Here is a 15,704-nt window from a genome sequence, read left to right as displayed (position 1 = left end):
AAGGAGGAAAATAAAAATGGATAAAAGGACAAGAGTATTAAACGCAATGAATAAGAAAGAGGTGGACCATGTTCCGGTAGGCTTCTGGTTCCACTTTGCCGGAGAAGAGGCCTCCGGAGAAGGCTGTATCAAAGCACATCTGAAATATTACAGAGAAACGGATCTGGACTTCGTAAAAATCATGTGCGATGGCTATTTCCCTTATCCGCTTCCGGAAATCAGGGAAGCCGCCGACTGGAAAACACTGCAGCCGCTGACAGCAGATCATCCCTTTATCAGGGAACAGGTGGAAAGAGCAAAGGCTATTGTAGATGATATCGGAAAAGAACGCTGTGTGTTCTATAACGTATTTGCACCCTTTTCTTCCCTGAGATTTGGTGCGGAAGCGGTTGGATTAAGCGATGCTGACGTAATGGAATATATAAGAACCGATAAAAATGCGGTAATGCAGGCGCTGGATGTAATCGCACAGACCAATGCCCTGCTGGCAGAACTGCTGATTACCGAAGCCGGCTGTGACGGTGTTTACTACTGTGTACAGGGCGGGGAATATGACCGCTTCACACCGGAGGAATACAGGAAAATAATTACCCCCAGTGATTTGTATGTCCTTGAACATGCGAACAGATATTCCGAAAACAATATCATACATATGTGCGGTTGGGCAGGAAACAGGAACCAGCTGGCAATCTGGCAGGATTATCCGGCAAAAGTGGTAAACTGGGCTGTATTTGTGGAAGGTCTGTCCCTGGATGCCGGAAGGTACTTTATAGGAGGAAGAACCTCTCTGGGCGGATTTGAAACGCATTGGGATGAGCATACCCAGCAGGGTATTATTTATACCGGCACTAAAGAGGAAGTGCAGAAATACACTACGGATATGATTCTCAATCATGGAAAAATCGGCCTGATGCTGGGCGGAGACTGCACAATTGACGCCAAGCTTGACTGGGAAAGAATCCGCTGGGTGGTAGAGGCGGCAAGAAGTATCTGATATAAAAAGGGATAGGCCCTTTTTGATAAAAGCAATGAATGAGAGAAAGGAAGAGTATTATGAAAAAGTGGAGCAAATTTGCAGCATTGGGGTTAACATTTGCCATGGTTCTGGGAACGACGGCATGTGGCAGCTCTTCAACAGGGGCAGAGGCCGGCAGCAGTGCCGAGCCGCAGAGCCAGGAAGCAGCTGTGGAAAGCACAGGCGCCGCAGATTCCTCTGTGGCGGATGCAGCGGAGGAAAAGACCTATGAACCTACCACGCTGACCTTCTGGAACGGTTTTACAAGCACAGACGGTGAAGTCCTGCAGCAGATTGTGGATGATTTTAATGCGACAAATGAATGGAACATTACAATTGAAATGGATGTTATGCCCTGGGCAACCTTTAATGAAAAGCTTCCCGCCGCGATTGCAGCCGGAAACGCACCTGATTTTGTGCTCTGTTCCTCAGGCTATTACGCACCGTATGTGGAAGCGGGCAGCTTCCAGGATGTGAGCGATTTCTATGAGCTGCCGGAAGTAAATGCAGATGATTTTGATAAGAACGTTGTTGACCTGCTGTATTATGATGATCTCTGCGTAGGTATCCCCATGCAGATGGTATCCCACTATTTCTACTGGGATAAGGATTTGTATGCAGCCGCAGGCCTGGATCCGGAATCTCCTCCGGAAACCTTTGAGGAAATCGTTGAGAATGCGAAGCTTCTTACAGACAAGAGCAAAAACCAGTACGGCTTCTGTGTTCCTGTCAATAATAATATAACCGCTCAATATACAATGTATGCTTACGGCGGCGGCTATGTAAATGAAGATGAAACCAAAGCAGAATTCAATTCCGAAGCGAATGCCAAGGCCTTTGACACACTTAAGACACTGTATGAATGTTCACCTAAGGATACAGATGACAATACCTACATCAGCGGACAGCTGGCACAGTTTATCAATGGGCCCTGGATTATCAACGGGCTGCGTGAAAATGAGATTAACTATGGCGTTAAGGCGGTTCCGGCCTGTGTTGGAGTAGAACAGGACGCAGCAGTTATCCCGGTCGGTTTTTCCGTACCCAAGACTACTTCAGATGAACATAAGGAACTGGTGTATAAATTTGTAAACTACTGGAATTCCGAGGAAATCTGTACAAAATGGACTAAGGAGTGCGGTACTCCCGCATATCTGATTTCCGCTCAGGCGAATTTTGCAGACGATCCGCAGACCTCAGCACTGTCGGAGCCTCTTTCCTACGGACATATCGAATGTAAAATCCATGGTGTCAACACCATTTCCACAGATGGCTTATATCCTGCAATGGAAGAAATTTTTGCAGGCGCCGATATAAAGACCACACTGGATAAATATAATGATGTAATACAGGGAATTCTGGATAAATAAATTCTGTCAGGATTATATAAAGGATGCGGCTGCTTTCAGCGGCATCCTTTATTCAGAAGGGAGCCTAAGGATGGAAAAGAGCAGCCCAATTAAGAAAAAAATAGCAAAATGGACGGGAAAAGACAGGGTAGGCTATCTGTTTATCTTCCCTGCAATACTTGTTTTGTTTGTATTTACGATTGTCCCTTTGATAATATCTTTTGTTATCAGCCTGACAAATCTGGACATATTTCTTGCCTGGCCGGATTTTGTGGGTCTGGATAATTTCAAACGGACCCTGGCCGATGAAAGGGTATGGAATGCATTCAAAAACACTTTTTATTATGTTGTGATATCCGTACCTATTCAGCTGATTGTAGCGCTTGTCCTGGCCTACTGGTTGTATAAACCTACAAAATTCAACAAGCTTTGCCGCTCTGTGTTCTACGTGCCGGTGCTTTGTTCCTTTACAGCAATCGGTATTCTGTTCAACCTGATTCTGAACTCAACGGTAGGCTACATTCCTTATCTGATCAGCCTTGTATACGGTGAGCCGATTGCCCTGCTCAGTGAAGTGAAATTTGCCATGCCGATAATCATATTTATTTCCGTGTGGAAAGCCTTTGGCAAGACACTGATTATATTGGTAGCGGGTATCAATGATATTCCCGGGACCTATTTTGAAGCTTCCGAAATTGACGGCGCGTCAAAAACACAGCAGTTTTTCCATATAACGCTGCCAAACCTGCTTCCGACCATTAATTTTACTCTGCTGACAACAATAATCGGAGCTTTCCAGGTATTCGACGTTGTTTATGTGACGACAGGCGGAGGACCGCTTTATAAAACGGAAACGATGGTTCAGTACATATATAACAGGGGCTTCTCGGATCCTTATGATCTGGGGTATGCATCGGCAATGTGTATTGAATTGTTCTTTGTAATCGCCGTCATCATTCTCATATTTAAGGGATACATGGAACGCAAAATTGCGAAAAACATGTAGGAGGAGCCGGAATGAAGAAAAAATTAAAACCCTATAATATAATCAGAATACTGATATGCGTCTTCGTTCTCTTTTTGATTGTATTTCCCTTTGCCTGGCTTTTCCTGAGTACGTTTAAGCTGCAGAAGGATATTATCAAATGGCCCCCTACGCTTTGGCCTAAGGCCTGGACAATAAAAAACTATATCCAGGTATGGTCAAGAATCCCGTTGGCCACCTACATAAAAAACACAGTTATTTTCGCGGGCATTGTATCCGTATGCTCCGCTCTGCTGGATTCCCTGGCGGGTTATGCGTTTGCCCGGCTGGAATTTAAGGGGAAGGAGACCATTTTCAATATCGTTCTCCTTACGATGCTGATTCCGTTCCAAATCATCATGATTCCGTTGTACCTGGAACTGCATACCTTCGGTATCCTGAATACCTATATTGGTCTGATCCTGCCCAGAGCGGCCTCCGCATACGGAATGTTTTTCATGCGTTCCTTCTACATGGGGCTTCCAAAGAGTCTTGAGGAGGCGGCAAGAATTGATGGCATGAACGAGTTTGGAATTTATACGAAAATCATGTTCCCGCTGTGTAAGCCTGCGTTTGTAACCTTTTTCATTTTTTGCCTGACGTCTAACTGGAATGATTTGATCTATCCCCTGATGATGACAAACTCCACCAAAATGAGAACCCTGTCGGCCGGACTTGCCATGTTTGTCGGCGAGGGTGTCAGGGAAACCGGCCCCGCTCTGGCAGGCGCCCTGATTTCCATGCTGCCGCTGCTGATTCTTTACTGTTTTGCACAGGAATTCTTTGTGGAAGGAATCGCCGTATCCGGCATGAAGGAGTGAATCGTAATATGTTTGAAAAAATTGGTGAAAAGCTTTCCGCTATGGTCGCAATACCTACTGTCAGCGGTAACAGGAATAGAACAGACTACCATATTGGGGAGTACCGGGAATATCTGCAAACAGCCTTTCCCTGCCTGTTTGCAGCCGCTGTGCCCACGCTGGTGGGGGAGGCTCTCCTTCTGAAAATAGAAGGCAGGGGAGAAAAGAAGCTTCCGGTGCTGTTTACCGGCCACATGGATGTGGTGCCTGCAGACGACGCCTCCGCCTGGAGGTATCCGCCTTTTTCCGGTAAAATCGTAGACGGCTGTGTATGGGGAAGAGGATCGCAGGATATGAAGGGGCCTCAGTGCGCCCTTCTGTCCGCTTTTGATGAGCTCCTGCAGGAAGGGTGGAGGCCCGGAAGGGACATCTGGATTTACCTTTCCTGTGATGAGGAAACAGGAGGAGAGACTACAATCCGCGCTGCGGCTCTTTTGAAGGAGAAAAATATCCGGTTTGAAACGGTCTTTGATGAAGGCGGAACCATTTGTGAAGACTTTATGGGATTATTGAAGGGAAAGGCGGCGCTTTTCGGCCTTTCTGAAAAAGGTTCCCTTGAATACCGTTTTACTGCAAATTCCGAAGGCGGCCATTCTGCGAACCCTCCGGCGAATTCGGCAATTGTAAGGTTGGCCGATTTCATCCATGAGGTGGAGCATACGGAAATTTTTTGCAGAAAGCTGAGTGAAGGGAACCGGGCAATGCTTCGGGGCATCGCAGCATATTCCCATGGAGAAAAGAAAGAAAAGCTTTTGCGTGCTTCTGAGGAAACGGACGATTATCAGACCCTTTTTGAACTTTGCCCGGAAGCCAGGACGTTGTTGGGCGCTACGATAGCCTTTACCATGGTTGAAGGCGGAACGGCTTTTAACGTAATGCCAAAAAAAGCGGTGCTGACGGCAAATGTACGTGTCGCTTCCGTAGAAACGGAAGGTGAGATAACGGTAAAATTAAAAGAAATTGCCGAACGTCATGATCTGATCTGTGAGCTTGCAGGCGGAAGGGATGCCGCGCCGGAGAGCAGGGCGGACAGCGAAGGCTATCGCAATATGAGCGGGAGCGTAAAGGAAATTTATCCCGGCCTACCCATCATTCCCTTTGTCCTTGGCGGAGGAACCGACTCCAGACATTTTCAGGAACTTACCGATAATGTGCTCCGGTTTTCCCCCATGTATGCGGCGCCAGAACAGGGAAGAGGAGTTCACGCAGACAACGAATCCGCCGACATTCAGGCAGTGGCGGATGCAGCCGCCTGCTATTATTCCCTTCTGAAAAAATACTGACCCTATTCATAACTGTAAGGATACTGAACAGTTATCCCCTTTCAAAAAAACTGGAGGAACCAACCATGAACAAAATAACCCGCCTCCAACAGGCAATGCCCGCCTCCATGCAGGCGATAGTCCTGCGTGACGGCGCCAACCGGTTTTACCTCACCGGCATGAAATCTTCCGCAGGAACCGTGCTGGCCACCAGAAACAAAGCATGGCTGATCATTGATTTCCGCTATCTTGAGGAAGCCGAAAACAAAGTGAAAAACTGCACGGTTCTGGAAGAAAAGAACCTGTATGCCCAGATAAAAACACTGCTGGAGGCAGAGCAGATCACCTCCCTTTCCGTCCATGCCGGGCTGGTATCCCTGGAGGAGTTCAGGAAGCTGCAAGCAGGCCTGCCGGGAATCACCCTTGATGGCTCCGAGGCCCTTTCAACCCTCATGGACACCCTGCGCAGGGAGAAGGATGAGGACGAAATCGCCTGCCACAGAAAAGCGCAGCAGATTACGGATCACACCTTTTCCCATATTTGCGGTTATATCCGCCCCGGCGTGACGGAAACGGACATTGCAAGGGAAATCGGCGTTACCCTCACCGCCCTTGGTTCAGATGATAAAAACTTCAACTTTATCGTGGCGTCGGGCCCCAACAGCTCGCTGCCCCATGGTTTTGCCACAAACCGTCTGGTCAGGAAGGGCGATTTTGTCACCATGGATTTCGGCGCGGTATACGGCGGCTACCTGGCGGATATGACGCGGACGGTAGCGGTGGGAAGCGTATCCGACGAACAGCGCAGGGTCTATGAAACCGTGAAGGAAGCGCAGAAAAGAGCCTTTGATAAAATCCGGCCCGGCGCAATCTGCCGTGAGGTGGACGCGGCGGCCAGGGATTATATCTATCAGCAGGGCTACGAGGGCTGCTTCTCCCATGGGCTGGGGCACAGCGTTGGCGTGGAGGTCCATGAGAACCCCCGCTTTAATGAAATCTGCACCGACCGCCTGATCCCGGGCATTGTCATCACCGTAGAACCCGGAATCTACCTGAAAAAAAGATTCGGGGTCCGGATTGAGGATATGATTGTGGTCAGGGAAAACGGCTTTGAAAATCTGACAAAAAGCCCGAAGGATCTGATAATCCTTTAAAAAAGAAATATAAGGGAAGCGCCCGCGCAGATACATGGTGCGCTTCAGAAAGCAGGAAAATGAACGGATTTGAATTTCAATGCGGTACTAAAATGATTTTTGGAAAAGAAACCGAGCTTCGTGTGGGAGAAGAACTGAAAAAACAGGGCGCAACAAGAGTCCTTTTTGTATACGGAGGCTCTTCCATTAAAAAAAGCGGACTATATGGAAAAGTGGTAAAAGCGCTTCAGGATGCAGGCCTGCCCTTTGACGAGCTGCCGGGCGTGGTTCCCAACCCGAGGGTTTCCCTGGTAAGGAAAGGGATTGCGCTGTGCCGGGAAAAAGGGATTGACTTTCTTCTGGCAGTAGGCGGCGGGAGCGTCATTGATACCTGCAAGGCCATGTCCTTCGGCGTATACTATGACGGGGACGTATGGGATCTGATTTCCGGGAAGGTGAAGCCCGGTGATAGAAGAGTGCCTGTGGCGGATATCCTCACCCTTCCGGCAGCAGGCAGTGAAGAAAGCGACAGCTGTGTTATCTCGGATGAAACCACACATACAAAAACCGGATTTGGCTCACCTCTGATGCGCCCTGTATTCTCCATCATGAATCCGGAGCTTACCTATACGCTGCCTCCTTATCAGACAGCGTGCGGAAGCATGGACATCATGGCCCATGCCATGGAACGCTACTTCAGCCATACACAGAATGTGGAAATGACCGACAGGGTGACGGAAGCAATCCTCACCACCGTAATCCACAACCTTTCCGTCGTTCTGGAAAAACCGGATGACTATGCGGCAAGGGCGGAAATCATGCTGTGCGGTACCTGGGCGCAGAATGATATGACAGGCTGCGGCAGGGCGCAGGACTGGTTCAATCACGGACTGGAGCATCAAATCAGCGGTTTTTACGATATCGCCCATGGCGCAGGGCTGGCGATTTCCTTCCCTGCATGGATGGAGTTCCTCTGCGGCAAAGAAGAATGCATCCCTAGGCTGGCGCAATATGCTGTACGGGTATGGAATGCGGAAATGAATTTCGACAACCCGGAAGAAACAGCGCGTGAAGGCATAAAACGGCTGCGCGGCCTGATTAAGGAGGCCGGGCTTCCATTAACCTTAAGCGAGGCCGGCGTGGGAAAAGAGAAATTTGAGGAAATCGCCGATAACATGACAAACGGCGGCTCCCATACCTGCGGCGCCTTCTATGCATTCACCAGGGATGATATTCTGACGCTCCTTGAGATGATGGCGTAACCTGGACCAGAAAGAAGACATGTAAAAAGGGTCCGTGAAAAATGACTGTTCATTTTTCACGGGCCCTTTAACTGCCTGTTCGGGCGCAATTCATTCCTGCGCCTGGCAGCGTCCTTTCATTACATCAGATATTCTTCAACAAAATGGGAAGCCGTAGCTCCGTCCGCCGCCGCGGTAACTATCTGCCTGAGCGGTTTGGTACGCACGTCCCCCACGGCAAACACGCCCGGAATGCTGGTGCGCGTCGTTTCATCCGCGATGATATAACCCTGGGGATCAAGCTCGATCTGCCCGCGGAAAAGCTCCGTATCCGGAACGCGCCCGATTGCCACGAAAACTCCGTCAACAGGAATATCCCTTATGCTTTGATCCTTCACGTTTTCGATCCGTACGCCGTTCACCCGTTTATCATGAAGGATTTCTATAATCCTGCTGTTCCATAAGAATTCCACGCCGCTTTTTTCCAAAGGCTCCTGATAGATCCTGGATGCCCTCAGGCTGTCACGGCGGTGGACCAGATATACCTTGCTGCATATCTTGGAGAGGAACAGGGCATCCGCCGCCGCGCTGTTGCCGCCGCCGGCTACGATGACCGTTTTATTTTTATACATCTGCCCGTCGCAGGTGGCGCAGTAGGCAACGCCCCTTCCGCGCAATGCGTTTTCTTCGGGGAGTCCCAACAGCCTGGGAGATGCGCCTGTGGCTATAATAACGGTGCCTGCGTTTATCACGCCTGAGGTTGTGGTGATCTGCTTTGGAGAGGAGGCCAAATCCACGGACACGACCTCGTCGAATTCCGTTTTCACGCCGAAACGCTCCGCGCCCCGCTGCATTTTTTCACCCAGCTCAAAGCCATCTATCCCTTCGTCAAATCCGGGGTAATTGTCCACCTGGCCGGTGGTTGCCATCTGGCCGCCCGGCGACAGCTTTTCCAGCACCAGGACGGAATAGCCGCTTCTGGCACAGTATAATGCCGCGGAATAACCGCCGGGGCCGCCTCCTATGATAGCTACGTCTGTATAATCTGATTTCATGGAAGACTCCTTTCTTTCTTCAGCATGGCCGCTTTATTCCACACCGTTTTCCTTCAGCCATTCCGTTACCTGGCCTCTGGACTGGGGAGCGATAATCACTGCGGGTTCCTTTCCCTTTTGGAACAGCATCAGCGTGGGGATGGTCTCCACCGTGTATTTTTCCGCAAGCTCAGGTTCATCGTCAATATTGATTTTGCCGATCACAAGACGGCCTTCATAAGCTCCGTCAAGCTGATCTACCACAGGGCTTAACCTGCGGCAGTAACCGCACCAGGGCGCCCAGAAATCCACCATAACCGGAAGATCGGACTGCAGTACCTCTTTTTCAAAATTTGCTTTTCCTATAGTAGTAACAGACATAAATAAGCCTCCTTTTATCTTTTGTAAATTGTTGTTTGGTTTCTGTAAAAATTGCAATTACAGTTTATACTGTAACTATAGTATATACAGTAATGCTTGTCAATAGTAAATCTTTAAAAAGCAGAAAATATATAAAAAGTAAAAATATAATCAAAGTGCAAAAACAGGTCTTAGGAACAAAAGAATAGAGTTTCCGCCGATGGCACATACTATCCTGTAGGAAAAAATAAGAAACTGTCCACATGGCAAAGCAGTTACGAAAATAAAAATAGAGGATAAGCCCATTATGAATAAGCTATCAGAAAATATTGACGACAACATACAAACGGCAGGAGAGCTTTTTCCCATTGGAACCAGCTTCGATCTCATCACAAGGGATCTGTATCTGGGCGATACCAGGGGCTACTGGATAGGAATCAACGGATTCTGCAAAACAGAAATCCTGCAGCAGATTTTTTCCGATCTGCAGAACCCTCTCTATATGAAGGATTCCGTCGTAGAAAACATACAGAATTATATGAATGCCAGAATCGGGTACGCACAGGCAAGCCTTACGGATGACTGGGATACAATCGTGAGAAACGTTCTCAGCGGCCCTTCCGTTCTGCTGATAGACGGTTTTGCCCAGGCGATCATCCTGGATGTGCGTTCCTATCCGACCCGCGGCATCGACGAACCGGATACGGAGAAGGTGACGAGGGGATCACGCGACGGTTTTGTGGAAACCATGCTGTTTAATACCAACCTGATACGCCGGAGAATCCGTTCTCCCCAGCTTACCTTTGAAATACAGAATGTCGGCACGGAAAGCAAAACCGATGTGGCAATCGCCTATATAAAGGGCTATGTAAACGAGGAGCTTCTTGATACCCTGAGGAAAAAGCTTCAAAGCCTGCAGGTAACCTCCCTTACCATGGGCTCCAAGAGCCTGGAGGAGCTGCTTGTGCATAAAAGATGGTATAACCCGCTTCCATGCATACACAGCACGGAGCGTCCCGATGTGGCCTGCAGTTATCTGATGGAAGGTTATCTGCTTTTGATTGTGGACAATTCCCCGGAGGCGCTGATTCTGCCCTGCACATTTTTCCAGTTTACCCAAAGCCCGGAGGATTATTATAAAAGCCCGATTGTGGGCAGTTATTTCAGGCTTGTGCGCTTTGTCTGCATTTTTATCAGTTTGCTCCTGATGCCCATTTTTCTGCTGATAACCGCTTATTACCCGGATATTACAGAAAAGTGGCAGCTGCTGGCAGACGGCACGCTGCCGGCGCCGACCCTGATTTTTTATGTACTGGTAGTGGAATTCGGCCTGGACCTGTTCAAGTATTCCGCCTCGCTCAGCTCCAGCCGGTTTGCCGGCTCCCTGTCCATTGTGGGAGGGCTGATTATCGGGGACATTGCTGTCAGCCTGAACTGGGCTACGGTGGAGGTCCTTTTCTATGCCGCGGTGACCCTTCTTACCAGCCTTTCCCTTTCCAGCATGGAATTCAGCGACGCCGTCCGGGTGTACCGCATCTTTTTGATACTGATGACTGCGGTCTTTAGGCTTTGGGGGTTTGTGGGAGGTCTGTTACTGGTAATCCTCTCCGCCGTCACGACCCCCACCTTTGCGGGCACAAGCTATTTGTGGCCGCTTTATCCCTTTAACTGGGCGGCGCTGAAAACGCTGCTGTTCCGATATCCTACCTTCCGCGCACAGCCCAGTAAAATCTGGAAGCATTGACTTATACGGGGCGCATGGTACTATGAAAGGGAAGCGATAACCGTCTTGACCCTCCCCTGCGGGGGAGGGTGTATCCTCAAAGCAGGAGGAAAATGCCATGGAAAGAGAAGAACTGCTGGAAAAGCTGAGAAAAAAAGACCCGGCGGAGAGCTATGCCGCACAGGTATATGAAGAAAATATTTTGCTTACTGATCTGCTGGACATCCTGGAAACGGAAAAGACAGCCGCCAAATATATGGCGGAGAAGATTGTGCGTTACATAAGTGAAGACAGGCCGCAGCTACTGTACCCCTGTTTTGACCGGCTTTTTGCCCTCCTGGACAGCGATAATGCATTTATCCGCCTGGGGGTCATCCTGTCCGTCCCCAATCTGCTGGAGCTGGATTCGCAGACGGAAAGAAAATGGGAAAATTGCGCCGGGCGCTACCTGCGTCTGCTGGATACGGATGATATTGCGGTGTTCGGAAATGTCGTACAAAGCGTTCCCAGGATTCTGAAGGCCTATCCGGAAGCGGCGGATACGGTGCTTCCACGCCTCCTGGAAACAGACAGCCATAATTTTTACAGGAAACAGGAGCTTTCCCCAGAATGCAGAAACGTGGCTGTCGGCCATGTGATCGACTGCTTTTCCGTCCTCTTATGTCTGCCCGGCTATCAGGAGAAGATGATTGCCTTTGCGGAAAGAAACCGTGACAATGAAAGAAAACAGGTGCGTGGAAAGATTGCCAGGTTTCTGAAGTACGCCAAAGGGCGGGAAAAAGCGTAACGCTTGACAAAGTGCAGCCGTTACGGCAGATTCCCGCAGTGCAGCCTGGGCAGAAAGCTCAGGAAGCCTTTTTCCGCCGCCATATGGCCAGAAGGAGAAAAGCAGCTCCGGCAAGAAGAAAAATAATCTTCGATACAAGCATGCCTGCCGGCAAGGAAAATGCCGGATCAGGCAGCCCCAGGGTGAGCGGATATTCCGTAAAGAAGGAATATCCGTAAAGATCAAGCTTCATGGGAAGTGGGACAAATCCCGCTGCGAGGGCGAACACCATCAGCACAAACAGCAGGAGGGAATGTATATGTCCGGCCAGCAGCCCTAGGCCTGTCAGGAACACAAGTGATGGCAGCAGTGCTAAGGCGGCCGTCAGCAGCAGCATTCCCACCGGCACGCTGCCGCCAAACAACGCCGTCAGAAAGACGATGCCCAGGGCTGTGACGCTCAGCGCCAGCAAGAGCCAGGCCGTGACCGCGGCGGCGCATTTTACCAGAAGATACCGTCCGGGAGGCACGGGAGTGGAATCCGTGAGGATCCAGAAGCGTCTGGATTTTTCATTGCACTGGTTCCATTGGAAAAACAGCAGCGCCACGCCCAGAAGCGGCAGGAGGCGGGACAGATAAGCGCCGAAGCTCCAGGGGGAAAACGGAGCCGTATGGGCCGCGCCCCGGATGGTAGCGGTCTTAAGCGTATTCCAGCCGAAAAACAGACATACCGCCAGCAGGCCCCAGAAGAATTTACTCCGCACGGTTCTGCGCAGTTCGTATAAATAAATTTTACCCAAGATTCAAATCCTCCTCCGATAGATTACAGGCGTCAAGAAAATCCTGCCAGGTGAGATAGGGATAGGACGGATTGGTTTCTCCGGTGAACAGCCCGGACAAAATCTGATCCATAGCTTCCTCACCGCCCACCAGCTTTTCCGCTTTCAGTATTTTCAGCGGCATTTCGCAGTAACGCCGGACGGTGGACTGGCTGTTGGCGATATCGGCCCTGTACTGCTCCGGCAGCGCTGACAGGAACTCAGGATTGCGTACGTAGAAATCCTGATAATAATCCGCCACCCGGGACTGCCACACATCTACATAATACTTTTGCGCATAGTCCGCGCCGTGAAGCTCCTTCATCAGCCGGTAGGTGGTGTAAACCGTCAGACCTTCGGCGGACCAGGGATCTGCCTCGGAGACAGGTTCGACCATATTGCCCAGCCCCCACCACTGATGAATGATTTCGTGGGCCATGACTTCACTGCCGCCTGCCCCTTTCAGGGGATCCTTAAGGCCTGCTTCGCTGAAGCTGTCTTCGCCCATGACGCTGGCGCCTCCGGCCGCATATCCGCCTCCCACGGCGCCGATTTCTATAAGCCGCATACCCTCATCCCCATAAAAAGACAAAGGACCATAATGATCGGTACAGTATTCAAATACCTGTTTCAGCGTATCATTTACGCGGCACTCCTCCATTACCCGCTGGTGCTTGGCACTGTAGAAAAATTCCACGTTCAGCCCTGCGGTGTCAATCTGCTCGGAAATATAATCCCCGGCATAGAGTATCAGACTCCAGCCCGCATCATGCAGAACCCATTGCGTGGAACCGTTTTCAGTTTTTTTTGCTTCCACTTCGCCTGTGCCAAAAAGAACCGGCCTCAGCCCGTCAGGCAGGGTGATCCTGGCCGTAAGGGGCGCCTGTTCCTTGGTGCCCTCCGCAAAATCCCGCGGCATAGGCGAAAAATCCTGATGGGCAAGATAGATATAGTCATCGCTGATTTCAGTTTCTCCCTGATACAGGGACATAATATTCCATTCCTTTGGGAATCCGCCGTATTCAACTATCAATTCTATGTTCTCATCGGCAGGTATATCCAGCTCTATTGTTTTTTGATTGATAGAGTCATCGTTCAGGTCACGGAAGAGAACTGCCCTGCCGTTCGCCGTAACGGACCGGAAGGTGTAGCCCGGATTAATCCAGAAGGAGATCGTCTGGGGCTGTCCGGAATCATTGTGCAGGGTAAAGTCCGCTGTCCCCCGGAAGAGCCCGCGCGTGAGAGAAGGCTGCGCGTCCACGGTAATGGCGGAATAGGTCACATGCCCGTTATAGTCAAAGTCGTAGTGTGCATCGTAATCAATTTCTTTTTCACTATGATCGATAAAGGGCTGTTTCGTGTAGGCCAGAAAGCTCGCCGCCGCCAGTACAACGGACAGTACGGGAAGATAAAACTTTCTTGCATTCCGGATCAGGGAACCGAAGGCGCCTTTGCCATATCGCCTGGTACACAGCAGGCACAGACACCAGAGCCCGCCCAGTGCCAGCAGCCAGAAAAGCCGGTTCCAGCCCAGGGACATAAGCCTCCGCAGGTTGCCAAAATCGTCGGAAAGATAAGCCAGGGCAGGATTTACCCACCGCAGAAGCCAGTTTTCGGACCAGGCGGTCAGGCTTAAGAGGAAAAAGCCTGTGAAGGCAACCAGTGTGATGTCCAGCCTTCGCACGAGCTGATAGGCTGAAGCGGTAAAAAGGATGGCAAACCAGAGCGCGGGCAGAATTACCAGCAGATAGACTGCCGCACACAGGCCCGGCCGGAATATGGCGCCGGTTAACGCAGCCGTAATGGGGAGCCAAATTAATACAGCAGCTATAACGGCAGCGGCGGCGGCCGTCAGCAGGGCCAGCGTCCGGGAGGCCTCCGCAGCGAGAGGGGAAACCATGGAATCCGTCAGGACATCGGTGCGGCTGCGGTGGACACGGTCCAGCTCCAGAACGGTGAGCAGCACAAAAATCAACGCGCCGGCCAGCACACCTGCCAGGGCGGGATTGGCGAGAAAGGTACAGTTCAGAGAACCGGAGAGGGGGCTGTAGAGCGTAAGGCCAAGCACCGGCGCGGCTATGGTAATACCGAGAGCCGCCCAGGTCAGCCTGCTTCTGAAAAGCCGTCCCAGCTCCACCCGGAAGAGAGAATGGAATTTCATTGTGTTTTTCCCTCCTGTGTGATGAGATATAAATAAGCGTCCTCCAAAGTGGGTTCCACGCTGCGGGCTTCCTGGGGCAGAACCTCCGCCACGCCCCGGCACAGCACGCCCTCCGCTGTATTGACCCGTGAAATGATGCGGAGTGCGGAAGTTTTTTCACCCCCGCCCTGTTCCAGGAATACCCCTACATGTCCCCTGGCCTGCAGAACCAATTCCTCAGGCCTTCCGATAAACAGAATCTGCCCCCGGTCAATCACAATGAGCCGGTCGCATACGGACTGTACATCCTCGATGATATGTGTGGAAAGCAATACCAGCTTATCCTGCGCTGTCTGGGAGAAAAAATTACGGAAACGGATACGCTCCTCCGGATCCAGGCCGACCGTAGGCTCATCTAAAATAAGAAACTCCGGCGTGCCCAGCAGCGCCTGTGCAATTCCCACTCTCTGGCGCTGTCCTCCTGACAGGGTTTTGATACGCGCCTTCCTCTTTTCCTCCAGGCCGGTAGCCAGGATAGCGGATTCGATGGCGGCCTTACTGTCACGGATACCCTTCAGCGCCGCCATATAATCCAGAAATTCCCGGACCGTCAGCTCATCATACAGGCCGAAATCCTGGGGGAGATAGCCCAGCTTTTCCTTCAGCTTTTTTTCACATCTGGACAGGGGGACATCATCAACGCTGATGGTGCCGCCTGTGGGAAGAAGCCCGGCCACAAGCAGCTTCATCAGGGTCGATTTCCCGGCGCCGTTAGGGCCCACCAGGCCTATAAGGCTGGGACTTTCCAGCGTCAGGCTGATATCCTTTAAAGCCTGCCTGCCGTTAGGATAGATCATGCTTAAGTGGTTTAAATTAATTCGCATGGATAAATTCCTTTCTGTTCTTTCTGTTTCTGAAGGAGTACTACTTGCTTTTGGTATACTTAAGAGTATAGTAGCTGTTTCTTAAAAAATGATCTT

General features: G+C 50.5%; 14 protein-coding genes. 9 read left to right on the top strand and 5 right to left on the bottom strand.

Translation table 11 applies throughout. The features are described from left to right. The first annotated feature begins 16 nt into the window (after positions 1 to 16). The 7 genes from DXC51_RS09425 to DXC51_RS09395 all read left to right on the top strand — a co-directional run bounded on the left by DXC51_RS09425 (position 17) and on the right by DXC51_RS09395 (position 7,905). Entirely contained in the window at positions 17 to 994 is a 978-nt protein-coding gene (locus tag DXC51_RS09425) for a uroporphyrinogen decarboxylase family protein (protein ID WP_117544356.1), read from the top strand. 59 nt (positions 995 to 1,053) lie between these two features. Beyond that, positions 1,054 to 2,385 carry an ABC transporter substrate-binding protein gene (locus DXC51_RS09420; RefSeq protein WP_117544355.1) on the top strand — a complete coding sequence of 444 codons (1,332 nt, stop codon included), beginning with the start codon at positions 1,054 to 1,056 and terminating at the stop codon, positions 2,383 to 2,385. Between the two features lie 70 nt (positions 2,386 to 2,455). Beyond that, positions 2,456 to 3,370, top strand: a complete 915-nt coding sequence (locus tag DXC51_RS09415) for a carbohydrate ABC transporter permease (RefSeq protein WP_021634842.1) — start codon at positions 2,456 to 2,458, stop codon at positions 3,368 to 3,370. Positions 3,371 to 3,381: 11 nt separating this feature from the next. Further along, on the top strand, positions 3,382 to 4,209 hold the full coding sequence (locus tag DXC51_RS09410) for a carbohydrate ABC transporter permease (protein WP_025487708.1): 828 nt from the start codon (positions 3,382 to 3,384) through the stop codon (positions 4,207 to 4,209). Positions 4,210 to 4,217: 8 nt separating this feature from the next. Continuing rightward, positions 4,218 to 5,531, top strand: a complete 1,314-nt coding sequence (locus tag DXC51_RS09405) for a M20/M25/M40 family metallo-hydrolase (RefSeq protein WP_117544354.1) — start codon at positions 4,218 to 4,220, stop codon at positions 5,529 to 5,531. A gap of 65 nt (positions 5,532 to 5,596) precedes the next feature. Further along, positions 5,597 to 6,664, top strand: a complete 1,068-nt coding sequence (locus DXC51_RS09400) for a M24 family metallopeptidase (RefSeq protein WP_025487706.1) — start codon at positions 5,597 to 5,599, stop codon at positions 6,662 to 6,664. Positions 6,665 to 6,723: 59 nt separating this feature from the next. After that, positions 6,724 to 7,905 (top strand): iron-containing alcohol dehydrogenase, encoded by a 1,182-nt coding sequence (locus DXC51_RS09395; protein WP_025487705.1) that lies wholly within the window; start codon positions 6,724 to 6,726, stop codon positions 7,903 to 7,905. Positions 7,906 to 8,024: 119 nt separating this feature from the next. Here DXC51_RS09395 and trxB read toward each other — a convergent pair whose 3' ends face one another. Together trxB and trxA are read right to left on the bottom strand one after the other, a co-directional pair. Then, on the bottom strand, positions 8,025 to 8,939 hold the full coding sequence (gene trxB, locus DXC51_RS09390; RefSeq protein ID WP_021634847.1) for a thioredoxin-disulfide reductase: 915 nt from the start codon (positions 8,937 to 8,939) through the stop codon (positions 8,025 to 8,027). Between the two features lie 33 nt (positions 8,940 to 8,972). Beyond that, positions 8,973 to 9,299, bottom strand: a complete 327-nt coding sequence (trxA, locus tag DXC51_RS09385; RefSeq protein WP_025487704.1) for a thioredoxin — start codon at positions 9,297 to 9,299, stop codon at positions 8,973 to 8,975. A 286-nt stretch (positions 9,300 to 9,585) separates the two neighbouring features. Here trxA and DXC51_RS09380 point away from each other — a divergent pair, with 286 nt between their 5' ends. Together DXC51_RS09380 and DXC51_RS09375 are read left to right on the top strand one after the other, a co-directional pair. Continuing rightward, the gene (locus DXC51_RS09380; RefSeq protein WP_117544353.1) at positions 9,586 to 11,022 is read left to right on the top strand and encodes a spore germination protein; all 1,437 of its coding nucleotides are present in this window, start codon (positions 9,586 to 9,588) and stop codon (positions 11,020 to 11,022) included. A 97-nt stretch (positions 11,023 to 11,119) separates the two neighbouring features. Continuing rightward, positions 11,120 to 11,788, top strand: a complete 669-nt coding sequence (locus DXC51_RS09375) for a hypothetical protein (protein WP_117544352.1) — start codon at positions 11,120 to 11,122, stop codon at positions 11,786 to 11,788. 58 nt (positions 11,789 to 11,846) lie between these two features. Here DXC51_RS09375 and DXC51_RS09370 read toward each other — a convergent pair whose 3' ends face one another. The 3 genes from DXC51_RS09370 to DXC51_RS09360 are packed head-to-tail and all read right to left on the bottom strand — an operon-like array spanning position 11,847 to position 15,608. Beyond that, entirely contained in the window at positions 11,847 to 12,566 is a 720-nt protein-coding gene (locus DXC51_RS09370; RefSeq protein WP_117544351.1) for a hypothetical protein, read from the bottom strand. After that, entirely contained in the window at positions 12,559 to 14,745 is a 2,187-nt protein-coding gene (locus DXC51_RS09365; protein WP_117544350.1) for a M1 aminopeptidase family protein, read from the bottom strand. The genes DXC51_RS09370 and DXC51_RS09365 overlap by 8 nt, the downstream gene beginning before the upstream one ends. After that, positions 14,742 to 15,608: an ATP-binding cassette domain-containing protein gene (locus tag DXC51_RS09360; protein ID WP_102286805.1), complete on the bottom strand. Its 867-nt coding sequence runs from the start codon at positions 15,606 to 15,608 to the stop codon at positions 14,742 to 14,744. Before DXC51_RS09360 ends, DXC51_RS09365 begins: the two co-directional genes overlap by 4 nt. Between the last annotated feature and the right edge of the window lie 96 nt (positions 15,609 to 15,704).

The organism is Eisenbergiella massiliensis, from assembly GCF_003435485.1.
This window is presented reverse-complemented; position numbering and strand designations above follow the sequence as displayed.